At 50.8% G+C, this 16,551-nt stretch carries 12 protein-coding genes; 4 read left to right on the forward strand and 8 right to left on the reverse strand.

Translation table 11 applies throughout. The features are described 5' to 3' along the window. Positions 1-65 precede the first annotated feature (65 nt). Positions 66-1,256 (reverse strand): amino acid aminotransferase, encoded by a 1,191-nt coding sequence (locus GOU96_RS07890; protein WP_000462147.1) that lies wholly within the window; start codon positions 1,254-1,256, stop codon positions 66-68. Positions 1,257-1,624: 368 nt separating this feature from the next. Next, positions 1,625-3,076, reverse strand: coding sequence for an HD-GYP domain-containing protein (locus tag GOU96_RS07895; RefSeq protein WP_000799133.1), 1,452 nt, complete (start codon positions 3,074-3,076; stop codon positions 1,625-1,627). A 403-nt stretch (positions 3,077-3,479) separates the two neighbouring features. On the opposite strand from GOU96_RS07895, the gene cadB reads away from it, so the two are divergent. Further along, positions 3,480-4,817, forward strand: coding sequence for a cadaverine/lysine antiporter (gene cadB, locus GOU96_RS07900; RefSeq protein ID WP_000097429.1), 1,338 nt, complete (start codon positions 3,480-3,482; stop codon positions 4,815-4,817). Between the two features lie 109 nt (positions 4,818-4,926). Continuing rightward, entirely contained in the window at positions 4,927-7,062 is a 2,136-nt protein-coding gene (locus GOU96_RS07905; protein WP_001960716.1) for a lysine decarboxylase CadA, read from the forward strand. A gap of 121 nt (positions 7,063-7,183) precedes the next feature. Here the strand turns inward: GOU96_RS07905 and GOU96_RS07910 are convergent, their stop codons facing one another. The 6 genes from GOU96_RS07910 to GOU96_RS07935 form a co-directional block, all read right to left on the reverse strand. Continuing rightward, positions 7,184-8,824: a methyl-accepting chemotaxis protein gene (locus GOU96_RS07910; protein WP_267781984.1), complete on the reverse strand. Its 1,641-nt coding sequence runs from the start codon at positions 8,822-8,824 to the stop codon at positions 7,184-7,186. Between the two features lie 89 nt (positions 8,825-8,913). After that, positions 8,914-9,039 (reverse strand): hypothetical protein, encoded by a 126-nt coding sequence (locus tag GOU96_RS07915; RefSeq protein WP_001905272.1) that lies wholly within the window; start codon positions 9,037-9,039, stop codon positions 8,914-8,916. Between the two features lie 49 nt (positions 9,040-9,088). Beyond that, the gene (locus tag GOU96_RS07920) at positions 9,089-9,766 is read right to left on the reverse strand and encodes a PepSY-associated TM helix domain-containing protein (protein WP_267781987.1); all 678 of its coding nucleotides are present in this window, start codon (positions 9,764-9,766) and stop codon (positions 9,089-9,091) included. A 20-nt stretch (positions 9,767-9,786) separates the two neighbouring features. Continuing rightward, complete coding sequence (locus GOU96_RS07925; protein WP_000017907.1) at positions 9,787-11,829, reverse strand: TonB-dependent receptor; 2,043 nt, start codon at positions 11,827-11,829, stop codon at positions 9,787-9,789. A 220-nt stretch (positions 11,830-12,049) separates the two neighbouring features. Next, positions 12,050-12,655 carry a bifunctional 4-hydroxy-2-oxoglutarate aldolase/2-dehydro-3-deoxy-phosphogluconate aldolase gene (locus GOU96_RS07930; RefSeq protein WP_000151466.1) on the reverse strand — a complete coding sequence of 202 codons (606 nt, stop codon included), beginning with the start codon at positions 12,653-12,655 and terminating at the stop codon, positions 12,050-12,052. Between the two features lie 12 nt (positions 12,656-12,667). Next, positions 12,668-14,044, reverse strand: coding sequence for a GntP family permease (locus GOU96_RS07935; RefSeq protein WP_088128945.1), 1,377 nt, complete (start codon positions 14,042-14,044; stop codon positions 12,668-12,670). Between the two features lie 153 nt (positions 14,045-14,197). Between GOU96_RS07935 and GOU96_RS07940 the strand changes: the two genes are divergently transcribed. Together GOU96_RS07940 and edd are read left to right on the forward strand one after the other, a co-directional pair. After that, a complete protein-coding gene (locus tag GOU96_RS07940; RefSeq protein WP_000919108.1) occupies positions 14,198-14,713 on the forward strand; it encodes a gluconokinase in 516 nt (171 codons plus the stop codon). Then, positions 14,710-16,506, forward strand: coding sequence for a phosphogluconate dehydratase (gene edd, locus GOU96_RS07945; protein WP_267781991.1), 1,797 nt, complete (start codon positions 14,710-14,712; stop codon positions 16,504-16,506). Before GOU96_RS07940 ends, edd begins: the two co-directional genes overlap by 4 nt. The last annotated feature ends 45 nt before the right edge of the window (positions 16,507-16,551 follow it).

A 16,551-nucleotide genomic window follows, 5' to 3' on the forward strand; every position in this document is an offset into this window, starting at 1 on the left:
TGAACAGTAAAAAAACAAAAACCGGCCATATTCCAGCCGGTTTAAGAGAGTCATTGACGATGCGATTACATCACCGCAGCAATGCCTTGGCACAAGGGTAGCATGTTTGATTTGGTCATCCCCGCTACGCTGATGCGGCCAGAGCCGACGATATAGATACCCAACTCTGATTTGAGGCGTGCAACTTGCTCTTTGCTTAGGCCAGAGAAAGAGAACATGCCGTTTTGACGCTCGATAAAGCTAAAGTCAGCGTCTACACCCACTTCTTTCAATGTGTTAACGAAAAGTACGCGCATCTCTTGAATACGTTCACGCATTTCCGCGACTTCGGCTTCCCATTCTGCGCGTAATTCTGGGTTGTTCAGAATATAAGTGACAACGGCAGCACCGTGAGCCGGTGGGTTTGAGTAGATAGAGCGGATAATCGCTTTAACTTGTGAGAACGCCGTTTCTGCAACGGTTGTTGAAGGTGCAACCAGCGTGAAGGCACCGACACGTTCGTTGTACAAGCCAAAGTTCTTTGAGAAAGAGCTGGCAACCAGAATCTCAGAGTTGTATTTCGCAAAAATACGTAGGCCAGCCGCGTCTTCTTCCACACCTGAAGCAAAGCCTTGGTAAGCAAAGTCAAACAGAGGCAGTAAGCCTTTGTCAGCCACCAATTTCGCCAGTACTTCCCACTCTTGCTCTGTTGGGTCAATACCCGTTGGATTGTGGCAGCAGCCGTGCAGTAAAACCACATCGCCTTTCTCTGCCTGCTCTAAATCTGCCAGCATAGCGGCAAAATCTTTGTCTTTGGCTTTGGCATCATAATAAGCGTATTGCGTAGTTTCTAAGCCAGCGGCATTGAACACACCGTGATGGTTAGCCCAAGTTGGGTTACTGATCCAGACTTTCACATCGCCCAGTTGACGCTTAATAAATTCACCCGCCACACGCAGCGCACCAGTGCCACCAGGGGCTTGCGCTGTTTTTGCCAGTTTTTGTGTCACTATGTCCGAATTCGCGCCGAACAGCAGTTTTTGTACTGCTAAACCGTACTCAGCTGTCCCTTCAATCGTGAGATAAGATTTGGTTTTCTCTGACTCAAGCAGTGCGGCTTCTGCTTTCTTTACAGTAGCGAGAACCGGGGTTTCACCTGCTTCATTCTTATAAATACCTACACCGAGGTTAATTTTGTCGGTACGAGGGTCTTTTTTGAACTCTTCAGTTAAACCTAGGATAGGGTCAGCGGGAGCGGCAACGACTTTTTCGAACATAAAGCACATCCATGTCAAGTTAGGGTGGGAAGGGATGATTGAACTCATCAAAATTTACCGTATTTATACCTCCCTCGTATTCAGGTGACAACAGCACCTGAAAGAAAATATCGAAAAATTTTTACTTGGCTGAAAAACTGGGAATAGTCGGTCATTTGTGATGTAAAAGCCTTAGGCTTTTCAGCCTAAGGCGAGATGAATTTTTGTCCGGTTATTGAGGTAATACATCAATAAGATAAGATTTGGCGATGTTCAGATCATTACGTATTAAATTTTCATTTCTTTCCATCGTCATGGATTGAGCATTCGCAAAGCAGAGCGTCGCCAACACCGCTGCAGCTTCAAGTAGGAAGGGTATAACTACAACCTTATGCGGCATCTTTAAAGTGTGCTGCAATAGCTACGAACTTTTCCTCAACTGCGAGAAAAGCCTCGACCACGGCAGGATCAAAATGGTGACCACTGCCTTCGACAATAATGGCTTTGGCTTTGTCATGACTAAAAGCCGGTTTATAAACCCGAGCTGAAATCAAGGCATCATACACATCGGCTAACGCCATTAAGCGACCGGAAAGCGGGATGGCTTCTCCTTGTAATTGCGCCGGATAACCCGTGCCATCCCATTTTTCGTGGTGAGTGAGGGCAATTTCTTTGGCAATAGCGAGGAAGGAGCTCGTCCCTAAATGGCGCTCAGCAATCGCAAGTGCTTGAGCCCCGATACGCGGATGCTCTTTCATGACGGTGAACTCCTCATCGGTCAGTTTGCCAGGTTTGAGCAGAACCGAATCTGGAATGCCAACCTTGCCTACATCATGCAATGGCGCGGATTTGTAGAGTAGTTCGATATAAGCCGGGGTTAACAGCGTTGAATATTGGGGAAAAGCAGCGAGATATTCTGCTAACGCTTTGACGTATTCTTGAGTGCGAAGAATATGTGCCCCTGTCTCGTTATCTCGTGATTCCGCAAGAGCCGATAAGCTGACGATAGCCACATCACGTGTGGTTTTGACCTCATTTTGCGTAGCTTCTAAGCTGTCTAACATCTGATTGGTCAACATGGCGACATTGCCTAACTCATCGTTAGAGTAGACGGGAAGGCGCACTTGGAGGTTGCCTTGTGTCACGGCTTGCAATGAGCGCTCCTGATGGTCGAGGATCTCTTTCATCACTCGACTCCAGAGAACGAGAATGGCCGTGATGTAGCCGCCTAACACCAAGGACAAAAAGGCAAACTCTTTCACAATGCTGATCTTGCCACTGCCATCAAGTAGGCGCGCAGGGTTATTTTCCAGCCAGTGAATATCTTTGATTGCGACCATGCTGAGCATCACTGTCAGTGTGCTGATTAAAAGGACGATCAAGCCAATCAGCTGTTTGACTAAGGAACGTCGCTCATCAGAAGAGAGAGCAAGGTTCTGACTTTGAGGCATTTGGCGCAGCGTTCTTAACTTACTGCTTAATTGCAATAACGCTCCGGTGAAGAAACCAAATAAGGTCATTCCAAACAGTACTTTTAAATTACTGTCTAACGTGAACTGGTATTGCAGATTGTAGTAAAGCGCTAAAGGCAGACTCATTGCGAAGAGGAGTGCCGTGTCCAATTGGATAAATTGCTGCTTTCTTGCCCAAATGTGCTGGCGAAGCAGAGTATGCCGAATCAGCCATGCGAGAATGAAGACAGCACCCACCTGAGTGGCGATTTCACGAGTGCTTAATGTCGCGAGAAAAGGACAGACTCGGCTTGTGTAAAGCGCAAAGAGCACTCCAGCAAGCGCATAGAGTCCAAACGTCAGTGGGGCATGGTAAATCGTGTTTTTCATAGCAAGTGATAGAACCCAAATGGTCAATAAGTTACGGCTAGTTAAGTATAAGCAGCATCATTAAAGTGAGTGTGATTTATTATCATTTTGAATAAAGGCGCGGATTCTATAGACATTGCTGGGTGATGACCACTTTAAAACGAACATTTTTTGAGTGGTCGTATCAGAGTGTAACGATTGAGAGGAGCAATAATTGCTTTTTGTATCAAGGAATACTGTTAAGATACGCCCTGTAGTCGGGGAGCCTGAGAGCGTATATACCCTTCTTACTTGAAGCTGCAGCGGTGTTGGCTACGTTCGTTCACCCCAATCACATAGTTTATCTATGCTCATGGGGATGAACTCACTTGCCGCCTACCTGCAACTCCAAGTCGTTTGGGGATAGAATCGATTTGGAGATGTTATGTCATCAAATGCAAAAAAAATCGGCCTGATCGCCTGTACGGGTGTGGTGGCTGGCAACATGATGGGCAGTGGCATTGCACTGCTTCCTTCTACGCTAGCAAGCGTAGGTTCAATTTCCATTTATAGCTGGCTGATCTGCATTGTTGGTGCACTCAGTCTGGCGTTTGTGTTTGCTCGTTTGGCAACCAAAAACCCGCAAGAGGGTGGCCCGATTGCTTATGCAGGGGAAGTGTCACCGGTGTTTGGTTTCCAAACGGGCGTGCTTTACTACCACGCTAACTGGATTGGTAATTTGGCGATTGCGATTACCGGTGTTTCTTACCTTTCGGTGTTCTTCCCGGTGCTGAATAACCCGATCCCTGCTGGTTTAGCGACCATTGCTTCGGTTTGGCTATTTACCTTAGTCAACTTGCTTGGGGGTAGCTGGGTAAGCCGCTTATGTACCATTGGTTTGGTGCTGATTTTGATCCCTGTAGTCGGTACGGCTCTGTTTGGTTGGACGCACTTTGACAGCGCGCTCTACAGCCAAAACTGGAATGTGTCTGCTGGTAGCGATGGCCATGCGGTGATCACTGCAGTGCTGATCTGTCTGTGGTCTTTCGTGGGTGTCGAATCGGCAGCGGTTTCTTCCGGTATGGTCGAAAACCCCAAACGCACGGTACCACTGGCAACCATGTTAGGTACTGGTCTTGCGGGCCTTATCTATGTGCTATCAACTCAAATGATCAGCGGTATGTTCCCTGCCTCTGAAGTGGCGGCATCGGGTGCACCTTTTGCACTGGCGACCACGGCACTGTTTGGTAGCTGGACTGCGCCATTCGTGTCTGCCTTTACTGCACTAGCGTGTTTCACGTCACTTGGCTCTTGGATGATGCTGGTCGGCGAAGCGGGCAAACGTGCCGCTAACGATGGTAACTTCCCGAAAGTGTTCGGTGAAACCGATCGCAACGGTGTGCCGAAAAAAGGTCTGCTGATTGCTTCCAGCATGATGACACTGCTGATGCTGGTACTGATGTTCTTCAGCTCAGAAACTGCGCACGCTTCCGATCTGTTTAACCAACTGACTACCGATGCGGTTCTGCTGACCATGCTGCCTTATTTCTACTCCAGCATTAACCTGATCCGCTTCGAAGGCATGACCACTCGCAATACGTTTGTGATGTTGTTCTCCGGTATTGCCAGCTTGTTCTGTATGGTGGCGCTGGCCGGTGCAGAGGGTTCAACCCTGACTGCAACCTTCATCATGTCGCTGATTATTTTGATGTTCTACAGCAAAAAAGCGGGTCTGGATAAATACCTCGAGACTCATCCACAACAAGCTTCGGCTCAGTTCTGATTGACCTTGCTGGCGTCTGCCACGCCAGCTTTCTGAATTCACTATGGCGCTCGTCTTACTCACTGTGCAGTGCACAGAGAGCGCCTTTTTTCGCCTTGGAGATGTCCAAATGAATATTTTCGCTATCTTGAACCACATGGGTGTGTTCTTTAAAGAAGAGCCTGTTCGCCAACTGCATGCAGCATTAGAAAAAGCCGGTTACGACGTGGTTTATCCGGTGGATGACAAAGATCTGATCAAGATGATTGAGATGAACCCACGCATTTGCGGCGTGCTGTTCGACTGGGATAAATACTCGCTAGAGCTGTGTGAGCGCATCAGTAAAGTCAATGAAAAACTGCCTGTGCACGCCTTTGCTAACGAGCAATCGACGTTAGATATTTCGCTAACCGACCTGCGCCTCAACGTGCATTTCTTCGAATACGCTCTGGGCATGGCCGACGATATCGCCATCAAGATCAATCAAGCGACTCAAGAGTACAAAGACGCGATCATGCCTCCGTTTACTAAGGCGCTGTTCAAATATGTAGAAGAGGGTAAATACACCTTCTGTACTCCGGGCCATATGGGTGGTACTGCGTTCCAGAAAAGCCCTGTTGGCAGCATTTTCTACGATTTCTACGGTCCAAATACCTTCAAAGCGGACGTATCGATTTCGATGCCAGAACTGGGTTCACTGCTCGATCACTCTGGCCCACACAAAGAAGCGGAAGAGTACATCGCACGCACGTTCAATGCCGATGCCTCTTACATCGTGACCAACGGCACATCGACCTCGAACAAGATCGTCGGTATGTTCTCAGCGCCTGCGGGCAGCACAGTGCTGGTGGATCGTAACTGTCATAAGTCATTGACTCACTTAATGATGATGACGGACGTCACCCCCATTTACTTCCGTCCAACCCGTAACGCTTACGGCATTCTCGGTGGTATTCCACAGAGCGAATTCAGCCGTGAAGTGATTGCAGAGAAAGTGGCAAACACTCCGGGTGCGAGCGCGCCAAGCTACGCGGTGATCACCAACTCGACTTACGATGGCCTGCTGTACAACACTCAGTTCATCAAAGAGTCTCTGGATTGCAAACACATCCACTTCGACAGTGCATGGGTGCCTTACACTAACTTCAACCGTATTTATGAAGGCAAATGCGGCATGAGTGGCGAAGCGATGCCGGGCAAAGTGTTCTACGAAACACAGTCCACCCACAAACTGCTGGCGGCGTTCTCACAAGCTTCGATGATTCATGTCAAAGGTGAGTTTGATCGCGAGTCGTTCAACGAAGCGTTCATGATGCACACCTCAACCTCACCGCAGTACGGCATTGTGGCTTCGACGGAAACCGCTGCGGCGATGATGCGTGGCAACACCGGCCGTAAGCTGATGCAGGACTCTATCGATCGTGCGATTCGCTTCCGTAAAGAGATCAAACGCCTGAAAGGCGAGAGCGAAGGCTGGTTCTTCGATGTTTGGCAACCCGAGAACATTGAGACCACCGAGTGCTGGAAACTCGATCCAAACCAAGATTGGCACGGCTTCAAGAATCTTGATGACAACCACATGTACCTTGACCCCATCAAAATCACTCTGCTGACTCCGGGAATGAGCAAAGATGGCGAATTGGAGCAGAGCGGTATTCCGGCATCACTGGTCTCTAAATACCTTGATGAACACGGTATCGTGGTTGAGAAAACTGGCCCTTACAACCTGCTGTTCCTGTTCTCTATCGGTATTGATAAGTCAAAAGCGATGCAGTTGCTGCGCGGCTTGACGGAGTTCAAACGCGGTTATGATTTGAACCTGACCATTCGTACCATGCTGCCTTCACTGTACCGTGAAGACCCAGCTTTCTACGAAGGCATGCGTATTCAAGAGTTGGCGCAAGGCATTCACGATTTAACCCGTAAATACCAACTGCCAGAGCTGATGTACAAAGCGTTCGATGTGCTGCCAGAGATGAAAGTCACGCCACACGTGGCATGGCAACAAGAGCTGCGTGGTCAAACCGAAGAAATTCTGCTGAACGACATGGTTGGCCGAGTAAGTGCCAATATGATCCTGCCTTATCCTCCAGGCGTGCCATTGGTACTGCCTGGTGAAATGGTGACAGACAGCTCTCGTCCAGTGTTGGATTTCTTGGAAATGCTGTGTGAAATCGGCGCGCATTACCCAGGTTTTGAGACCGATATTCACGGTTTGTATCGCCAAAAAGATGGCTCTTATACCGTGAAAGTGCTGAAAGACTAAGCCAGCTTGAATCACCCTATAAAGACAGCGTAATTCCCCAATGGACGCTGATACACAGAGAGAGCCTCACGGCTCTCTCTTTTTTTATGGTGCAATTTAGGTGAAAAGCGTCGTCGCGGGATCAGATTTTAAACACCGCTAAGCTGCGAGCCAGATGCTGGCCATTTTCCATCAACTGTTCACTGGCGGCTGCCACTTGGTTAGCTTGAGCTGAGGCTTGGGTGCTGTGCTCGGCAATCTGGGTGAGGTTACGGGTAATTTCGTCGGTAGCCTCGGATTGCTGGGCGCTCGCGCCTGCGATATGTTGGTTGAAGGACAAAATGGTTTTGATCTGCGCTTCAATCTCATTGAGCATCTGTTGCGCTTGCTCGGCTTGCTGTTGCGTCACCCGTGATTGCTGCTGGGTTTGCGTCATGGATTGGCTGACGCTCTGCGCTTTTTTCTGTAACTGAGCAATGATTTGCTCAATCTCATTGGTGCTGGCTTGGGTGCGAGTGGCGAGGGTGCGCACTTCATCGGCGACCACAGCAAAGCCGCGGCCTTGCTCACCAGCACGCGCCGCTTCAATCGCCGCATTCAGTGCCAGTAAGTTGGTCTGCTCGGCCACACCACGGATCACTTCCAAGACTGCACTGACCGATTGCGTTTCACTGGCCAGCACTTGAGTTTCTTGTTCGGTACGGGTCAGTTGATCGCGCAAGCTCTGCATTTGAGTCGAGGTGAGTGTGATCATTTCGCGCCCTTGGCTGGCCGCTTGATTGGCACTGTGCGCTGCTTGTTCAGCCTGATGGGCAGATTGCGCGACTTCTTGATTGGACGCATGCAACTGATTCATGGCGGAAGCGACGGTATCCACCGCTTGGTGCTGGTCATACGCTTTGCTGGATGCACTTTGCGCTACTTGAGTCAGTTCATCGGCAGAGCCCGTCACGCTTTCGGTGATTGGGGTAATTTCTTGAATAATATGTCGAATTTTATTGGTGAACAGGTTAAAGGCTTGCGCGATTTGTGCCAGTTCATCTTTTCCCGTCACGGTTAATTGGCGAGTAAGATCCCCTTCACCTTGGGCGATATTTTTCAGCGTTGCGAGTGTCTCTTCGCAAGGTTGAGTGATGCTGCGCCCAATCAAGCTGGCAAGCGTAATCAAGACCAGCAGCGTGCCCACAACCCAAACCAGTATTGAGCTCAGGCGCTGCATCACCAGCGCATTCACATCATCGACATAGATGCCCGTGCCGATAATCCAGCCCCAAGGTTTGAACAGTTTGACGTAAGAGACTTTATCGACGGGTTGTTCGGCACCCGGTTTAGGCCACTGATACTCGACCACACCATGCTGATTTCTTTGGGTGACATTGACCATTTCGACGAATAAAGCTTTGCCGTTCGGGTCTTTAAAGCTGCGCAGATCTTTGCCATTCAAATCCGGTTTCATCGGATGCATCACCATGGCAGGCTGCGCATCATTAATCCAGAAGTAGTCGTTCGCGCCATAACGCAGTTGAGCTATCGCTTGTTTTGCCGTGTTTTGTGCTTGTTCGGTCGTGAGTGTGCCTTGGGTAGCTTGCTGAGCATAGTGCTCAAGTAGTGTGTAAGCACTTTCGACTAAATGCTGAGTTTGAACTTGCTTTTCTTGCATCAGGTCGTGTCGATAATCTTTGACCATAATGGCAAACGGTATTGCCAGCAGTACCAGAATCACCACAGTGAGCAGAAATAAGCGATTACGGATTGAGAGGTGGCGCAGGCTAACGGAAGTCATAAACATCACTCCTTGAGATATGACACGCATGATGAATATTTCATGGTACGCAAGACTGTAACAGATTGTTTTCAGAGCGGTAAATGCGACTAAAGAGGCAAAGTGGTGAAGTTGTGCACGATGTCGAATTTCGCTTCAAGTCCGCAGCAGAAATGTGAAAGCGCGCAATCAGTGAGCGCCAGCGTCACCAAAGGTTGCAGCGACGTGGGCTGCAACCTATGTGGTTAGATTGTCGGGTGCGACGAGGTCGCCGTGGGGAGTCAATTAACCAAAAATGGCGAACAGTGTGGTCGCGACACTGCCACCTATCAATAGCCATCCTGCTCGTTTCGGGGAGCCGTGGAGTTTGGTCCACATCAGTAAACTGGTCAGAGCAAGCAGGAGCATGGCAACCGCCGCAAGGTCGGAAAACAGCTGCCAGCCCAGACCCGTTCCCATTCCGCGATGCAAGCGGTTAAGCACAGCGGCCCAGTTGGCTTTTTGATGCTGAGCTTGAATGACTAAGGTGCCGGGTACGTATTGGGCGCTAAAGGTATCGGTCACGCTGGTGGCACGCGCTTCCCAGCGCGCCGGGATCAATAACGGCTGGTGTGGCGTGGGCAACTGCTGAGCGGCGATCTCGCGTATCGTCCACTCATGTTCGCCATATTCGGTATTGAGCTGCGCTTGAAAAGTGCTGACTGAATCGATGGGGTCAGTCAGCGAGAGTTGCCATTCACTTTTGCTGGTGTGTGGCCCAGGCAGTGGCCAGACTGCGCGGTGAGATAACCAAAGGCCAGTGAGGCCATACAACAGCATTAAGAGCAGGGTGAAGAAGCCGCACCACGCATGAAGGCGGCGGATCCATTTATTGTTGTGTAGAGGCAGGCGTCGACGTTGCATAATCAAGCTGGCCGTTAGGCCAGCTCTCCTGTGGTTATCCCCTTTGACTTGCCGCTGCATGCCAAATGGGGATCAATCGTTTAGAACTGGTAAGACGCTGTGAGGTAGAACTCACGCGGTGCACCCGGCTGAATTTGTGTGCTGCTGGTGGCACTCAGGTAGTAATCCTTATCGAGCAGGTTTTCTACGCTCAGTTGAGTGCGCCAAGCTTGCCATTGGTAGCCGAGACGTGCATCGAAACGGGCATAACCGGGCAGTTTAGTGGTGTTAGTACGATCGGCATAGCGATCGCCGACCGCCACAAAACCGGTCTCACCAAACCAACCATCGCTTGCTGATTGATAAGCGACAAACAGCTCACCATTGAGGCGCGATACGTTGGTTGGGCGTTTACCTTGCTCACTGGCATCAGCTTCGACGTATTTTGCATCTTGCAGGCCAATGCCGCCACGCAGAGAAAATTCATCGGTGAGAAGTGCACGGCTGCTCAGCTCAATACCATCAGTACGTTGTAATCCGGTGAGAATAATACGCTCCTGATCATTCGGATCACGCATACGGCGGTTGTACATTTCTAAGCGATAGACGGATAAAGTGGTTGAGATGCGGCCCTCTAGCCAATCGCTTTTGACGCCAGTTTCATACAGGCGTGAGTGCTCAGGATCGAGGTGGTTATGTTTGTCTCCCGGCGTAATGCCAATAACGCCACCACCAACCGGAGAATAGGTTTGTGAGTAGGAAGCGTACAACGCATGCTCTTGCACAGGGGTCCATACCACACCTAAACGTGGGCTTAAGCTGTTGGATGAGATGGTCTCTTCTTTATGGGTATCGTGGCGATGAGTGGTGACGGTGAAATCATCGTGACGCAGACCTGCCAACACAATCCAATCACCCCATTGCAGTTGATCTTGGACATAAATACCGTAGCTCCGCACTTTATGAGTGGCATCACTAGATACTGACATAGGTCCGTTGTAGGTCGGCAGTGACTCAGGTTGGTACAGGTTGCCACTCGGGATGCTATTGGCGTTGCGATACAGTTTCGGCGAGCGCTCTTGCCAGCCCTGCTCTAGACCGATCAGAATTCGGTGGGCAATTGGGCCTGTGTTGAAGGTGCCTTCTGTTTCGGTATTGCTGATCAGGTTGTTGGCTTGCAGATCTTGTTGGAAGCGTTGACGCGTGACTTGGTCGCCACTGACGCGAGCTACGTAAGTGTTATCAAATTGGCTATCGAGCTTGGTGTAGCTCAGTTGTTGGCGCAGTTGCCATTCTGGGTGGAAGGCCCAAGTAATGCGTGAGCGCGTGGTGGCCACATCATCATCAATAAAGTCACGGCTGGTATCGCTGTAAACACTGCTCGCAGGAACCTCAGCAGGAGAGCCGTTCACCGCCGGAATACCACGATCTGGCACGCGATTATGGGAGTGTTGCTCATACTGGATAAGCCAGCTCACATCATCATTGATGTCCCAGTTCAGAGACGGAGCAAGCAAAGTGCGTTTGCCTTCCACGCCATGGCGGAAACTGCCGTAATCTTCTTGAGCAATATTGAGGCGAACTTGTACTTGCTGATTGACCTCACCATTGAGATCCGCGGCAAGGCGTTGGTAATCATGGCTGCCAATGCGTGCAGAAACGCTCGCGGCATCACCTGCGTGTGGCACTTTGCTGACGCGGTTGACGATCCCCCCTGTACTACCACGGCCATACAACACCGCCGCTGGGCCTTTGAGAACTTCGATACGCTCGATGTTGCCGAGATCGCGGGTGTACTGCATATCATCACGAAAACCATCGAGATAAAAATCGTTGCTGGCGGAAAATCCACGAATATTGATGCCGTCAAAACGGGTATCGCCGTTGGCGTTGACCCCCGGTACCCCAGCTAAAGCTTCGCTTAGGCTGGGAGCGCCAAATGCGGTCAACTCTTCCGCTGAAAGTGAATCAATGGTTTGCGGCACCAGTTTAGCCGGTGTGGCGGTGCGGGTTGCGGTGGCGACTTCGGGCAGTTGGCTTTGTTGACTGGTGATGACCAAGGTTTCTTGTTCGGCATGGGCGGGGGCACAAGCGGCGAAAACGGCCAGACTGACCCAGGTTCTTGAGCGAGTAAAATGAGACATGAAGGATTAACTCTATTTATTATTGACGAATAATGTCAGTGGCAAACATTCGCCACAAAAATGAATCGCAAATGATAGTAATTTTCATTATTGATTCAAGTGTTATTTGTGCATTTCATCCTTGTAGGTGATATCTCATTCTGCTCAACGAGTTAACGCGCAATATAAAAAAGACCAAACGGAGCGTTTGGTCTTTGGTGGGGGAACGAGTTGAAAAAGCTTATACGTTGCGTACGAGCTCGGCGAGGGTATCCCAGTCGCCTTTGTCCATCAGGTCAGTTGGTACCATCCAAGTGCCGCCACACGCGACAACCGATTTGAGCGCCAGATACTCTTGCGCATTGTTTGGATTGATACCACCCGTTGGCATAAAGCTCACTGGGTACACCGCGCTCAGCGCTTTCAGCATCGCAATGCCGCCAGATGGCTCGGCCGGGAAGAACTTCAGGGTACGCAGACCCATTTCCATCGCTTGCTCAACCAAACTTGGGTTGTTGACGCCCGGAATGATCGCGATATTGCGCTGCTGACAATATTTCACTGTGGTCGGGTTCAGACCCGGGCTCACGATGAAATCAGCTCCCGCCGCAATCGCTTCATCCACTTGCGCTGTCGTGAGTACAGTGCCTGCGCCAATCAGCAGGTCTGGATACGCCTCACGCATGATGCGAATCGATTCCGCGGCTGCAGCGGTGCGGAAAGTGACTTCTGCACAAGGCAAACCGTTTTCAACCAGCACTTTGGCCAGTGGCAGTGCGTGGGCGACATCATTAATCGCAATAACAGGGACAATTTTGATCGCTCGTAAGCGTTGTTCAATGGTCATGAGTCCATACCTCTACAGAATAAAGCTGAGTGTTGCCACAATCAGGAAGGCGATACCGCCCAACAGGGTTTCCATCACAGTCCACGTTTTTAGAGTGGTTTTCTCATCCATCTCCATCAAACGCGACACTAGCCAGAAACCAGAATCGTTAAAGTGTGAAAGCACAGTAGCACCGCCGGCAATCGAAATCACGATAAAGCACAGGTCAAGCTCAGACAGGCCTGTGGTCGCCGCCACCGTCGGTGCAATCAGGGCTGCCGTCGTGGTTAGAGCGACCGTGGCCGAACCTTGCGCGACACGCAAACAGGTGGAAATCACAAATGCTGCAATCACAATCGGCATACCGGTATCCGACAGCACGCCAGCCAGTGCGCTACCAATGCCGCTTGCGCGCAGTACGCCACCGAACATGCCGCCCGCACCGGTGACTAAAATTACCGCGCAGATGGGGGCAAGCGAATCACCACACAGTTTTTCTAGGCGTGCCATGCCGTAATCTTTGGCGAACGCTGCGATACAGACGAGCAGAGTGATCAGCAGAGCAATCGGCGTTTTACCCAGCATACGCAGGAATTCGACTGCGGGAGCTTTACCATCAATCATGCCCGCGACCGCAAGGGTGTTCAAACCGGTATCCATAAAAATCAGCAGCACTGGCAGTACCAGAATGGTCATGACCGTGGCAAATTTTGGTAGCTTGGCTTCGTCAATGATCGCATCGGTATTGAAGAAGGCTTTCGACAAAGGAATATCGAATTTCTTACCGGCATACAGACCAAATAGGTAAGCGCCCAAGTACCAAGTCGGGATGGCTACGAGTAAGCCAACAATCAGCAGCAAGCCGATGTTTGCGCCGAGCAGTTCTGCCGCGGCAACTGGCCCCGGATGCGGTGGCACAAAGGCGTGCATGACCGCAAACGCACCGGCGGAAGGCAGCGCGTATTTAAGGGGGGAGCCACCAAAGCGTTTCGCGACGCTGAAGATGATCGGCATCATCACAATCAGGCCCGCATCAAAGAAGATGGGGAAGCCAAACAGTAGTGATGCCACACCGAGCGCAAACGGTGCGCGCTGCTCGCCAAAGCGGCCGATCAGCGTGTCTGCCAGCACTTTCGCACCGCCCGTCACTTCCAAGATTTTACCAATCATAGCGCCAAGGCCGACCAGCAGCGCGACCGAAGCCAGCGTGCCACCAAAGCCTGTCATCATGGTCGACACCACTTTGTCAGACGCCACGCCAGTGGCGATCGCAGTGCCTAAACTGACTAAGGTCAGTGAAGCAAAAGCGTGGATTTTAAAACGAATAATCAGCAGCAGTAGCGCAATAATGGCGACCGCCGCCACGGTTAATAGATACGTAGGATCAGAGGTTTGTAGTAAGGGGTCCATGAGTTCACCGTCCAGATTTATAGTTTGTGTTATAGCTCACATTTAGTGAAGTTACCGGTAACATGTTACCCATAACATGAATAAGATAAACCCATATTTCGAAGTGAATTTTAAAAATGCGATCACGCGCAAGTTTGGTTTTAAGGAGTCGTTATGGCCGGTAGTAGCATCATTGTGATGGGGGTTTGTGCTTGCGGTAAAAGCACCATTGGTGAGTTATTGGCAAAGCAGACTGGGCGAAAATTCATTGATGGCGATGATCTTCATCCGCGTGCCAATATTCAGAAAATGGCCTCCGGCCAGCCGCTCAATGATGAAGATCGTAAACCTTGGTTAGAGCGCATCCGCGATGCCGCTTACAGCCTCGAAAGCAAAAACGAACATGGGGTGATTGTCTGCTCGGCACTCAAAAAGCAGTACCGTGACCAGATCCGCGAAGGCAACCAAAACGTGACCTTCTTGTTCTTGGATGGCTCGAAAGAACTGATCATGGAGCGTATGCGTGCTCGCCAAGGCCATTTCATGAAAGAGAACATGGTCAACAGTCAGTTTGAAACCTTAGAGCGCCCTGATGGTGAGCCGCAAACCCTGATTATCCCTATTGATTGTTCAGTGCAGGAAGTGGTGAGCTGTGCCATTCAAGCGCTGCAAGAGCAGGAGGGTCTATGATTCATCCTATTTTAGCCAAGGTCACTCAAAACCTGATTGAGCGTAGCCGTGAAGCACGTGCGGCCTTCATTGCACGCAGTCAAGCACAAGAAAAAGCCGGCAAAGGTCGCACTTCACTCTCTTGCGGTAATTTAGCCCACGCAGTGGCGGCTTCTTGCAGCACAGAGAAAAAAGCGATCCTCGATTTCACGCGCAGTAATGTGGCGATTGTGACTTCCTATAACGATATGCTCAGTGCGCATCAGCCTTATCAGCACTATCCAGACCGCATCAAGATGGTGTTAGCCGAGTACGGCCATACCGCGCAGGTCGCCGGTGGTGTACCCGCCATGTGCGATGGCGTGACGCAAGGTCAGCCGGGGATGGATATGTCGCTGTTTTCCCGTGATTTGATTGCGCAGGCGACTGCACTCTCCCTCAGTCACAATGTGTTTGATGCCACTTTGCTGCTCGGGATCTGTGACAAAATCGCTCCGGGGCAATTGATGGGCGCGCTTTCTTACGCGCATCTGCCGACTGCGTTTATGCCTGCTGGTTTAATGGCAACCGGCATCAGCAATGAAGAGAAAGTGGATATTCGCCAAAAGTATGCGGCGGGTGAAGTGGCTAAAGACGCACTACTGAATATGGAGTGTCAGGCTTACCACGCGCCGGGTACGTGTACTTTCTACGGCACCGCCAACACCAACCAATTGGTGTTTGAAGCCATGGGGCTGATGTTGTCGGGCTCGGCGTTCGTGCATCCTCATTCGGCGCTGCGCCAAGCATTGAACGATGACGCGACGGTAAAAATTGCCAGCATGACCCAAGGTTCAGCGCAGTATCGTCCGCTCTATCAAGTCGTAACCGAGAAAAGTCTGCTCAATGGGATTGTCGCTCTGCTGGCTTCTGGTGGCAGTACGAACCACACAATTCATATGTTGGCGGTGGCACGTGCCGCGGGGATTTTGCTGACCTGGCAGGACATCAGTGATCTGTCGGATGTGGTTCCACTGCTGGCTAAGGTTTACCCGAATGGCCCCGCGGATATGAATGCCTTCCAACAAGCGGGTGGTGTCCCCGCACTGATGAAGCGTTTGCATGAAGCCAAGTTGCTGCACTCGGATGTCACACCGGTATTTGGTGAGTTTAGTGATCAGCTGACTCTGCCTGAGTTGGTGGCAGGGGAGTTGCGTTGGATGGCGTGCGAAGGCACGCGTGATGCACAAGTGATCGCGGCGAGTGGCGAGTGCTTCCAAACCACTGGCGGCACTAAAATGCTGAACGGGAACTTAGGCCGCGCAGTGATCAAAGTCTCGGCAGTGAAAGAAGAGCAACGCATCATTGAAGCGCCAGCGGTAGTTTTCCAGTGTCAGCACGAAGTGGAAGCGGCTTACCAGCGTGGCGAGCTCAATAAAGATTGCATTGTGGTGGTGACCCACAATGGCCCGGCAGCCAATGGTATGCCAGAGCTGCACAAATTGATGCCGATTTTGGGCAACGTGCAAAAAGCCGGATTCAAAGTCGCGCTGGTGACCGATGGCCGTTTGTCGGGCGCGTCAGGTAAAATTCCATCGGCGATTCATGTGTCACCAGAAGCGGTACGCGGTGGTGCGATTGGCCTTGTGCGTGATGGGGATTTGCTGCGCTTGGATTGCACAACAGGCACGCTTAAGAACTTAACCGACATGAGCCATCGCCAAGCTCTCGCTTTAGATACCGAGCGCGATCAGCAAATGTGGGGACGCGAATTGTTTAAAATGATGCGCCAAGCGGTCTCTTCCGCCGAACAAGGGGCGAGCTTTATTGTTTAATCTGAACTGAACGACAAGCAATCTGCTGTTCATTGTAGAAAAATC

Origin of the sequence: Vibrio sp. R-1, assembly GCF_035615595.1 — a bacterium.
Lineage (GTDB): Bacteria > Pseudomonadota > Gammaproteobacteria > Enterobacterales > Vibrionaceae > Vibrio > Vibrio cholerae.

Excerpts from the sequence above, each read along its gene's own strand:
- cadB (WP_000097429.1), top strand. The coding sequence starts at position 3,480 with ATGTCATCAAATGCAAAAAAAATCGGCCTGATCGCCTGTACGGGTGTG.
- GOU96_RS07940 (WP_000919108.1), top strand. The coding sequence starts at position 14,198 with ATGGCCGGTAGTAGCATCATTGTGATGGGGGTTTGTGCTTGCGGTAAA.
- GOU96_RS07935 (WP_088128945.1), bottom strand. The coding sequence starts at position 14,044 with ATGGACCCCTTACTACAAACCTCTGATCCTACGTATCTATTAACCGTG.
- GOU96_RS07895 (WP_000799133.1), bottom strand. The coding sequence starts at position 3,076 with ATGAAAAACACGATTTACCATGCCCCACTGACGTTTGGACTCTATGCG.
- GOU96_RS07925 (WP_000017907.1), bottom strand. The coding sequence starts at position 11,829 with ATGTCTCATTTTACTCGCTCAAGAACCTGGGTCAGTCTGGCCGTTTTC.
- edd (WP_267781991.1), top strand. The coding sequence starts at position 14,710 with ATGATTCATCCTATTTTAGCCAAGGTCACTCAAAACCTGATTGAGCGT.
- GOU96_RS07920 (WP_267781987.1), bottom strand. The coding sequence starts at position 9,766 with ATGCAGCGGCAAGTCAAAGGGGATAACCACAGGAGAGCTGGCCTAACG.
- GOU96_RS07910 (WP_267781984.1), bottom strand. The coding sequence starts at position 8,824 with ATGACTTCCGTTAGCCTGCGCCACCTCTCAATCCGTAATCGCTTATTT.
- GOU96_RS07905 (WP_001960716.1), top strand. The coding sequence starts at position 4,927 with ATGAATATTTTCGCTATCTTGAACCACATGGGTGTGTTCTTTAAAGAA.
- GOU96_RS07930 (WP_000151466.1), bottom strand. The coding sequence starts at position 12,655 with ATGACCATTGAACAACGCTTACGAGCGATCAAAATTGTCCCTGTTATT.
- GOU96_RS07890 (WP_000462147.1), bottom strand. The coding sequence starts at position 1,256 with ATGTTCGAAAAAGTCGTTGCCGCTCCCGCTGACCCTATCCTAGGTTTA.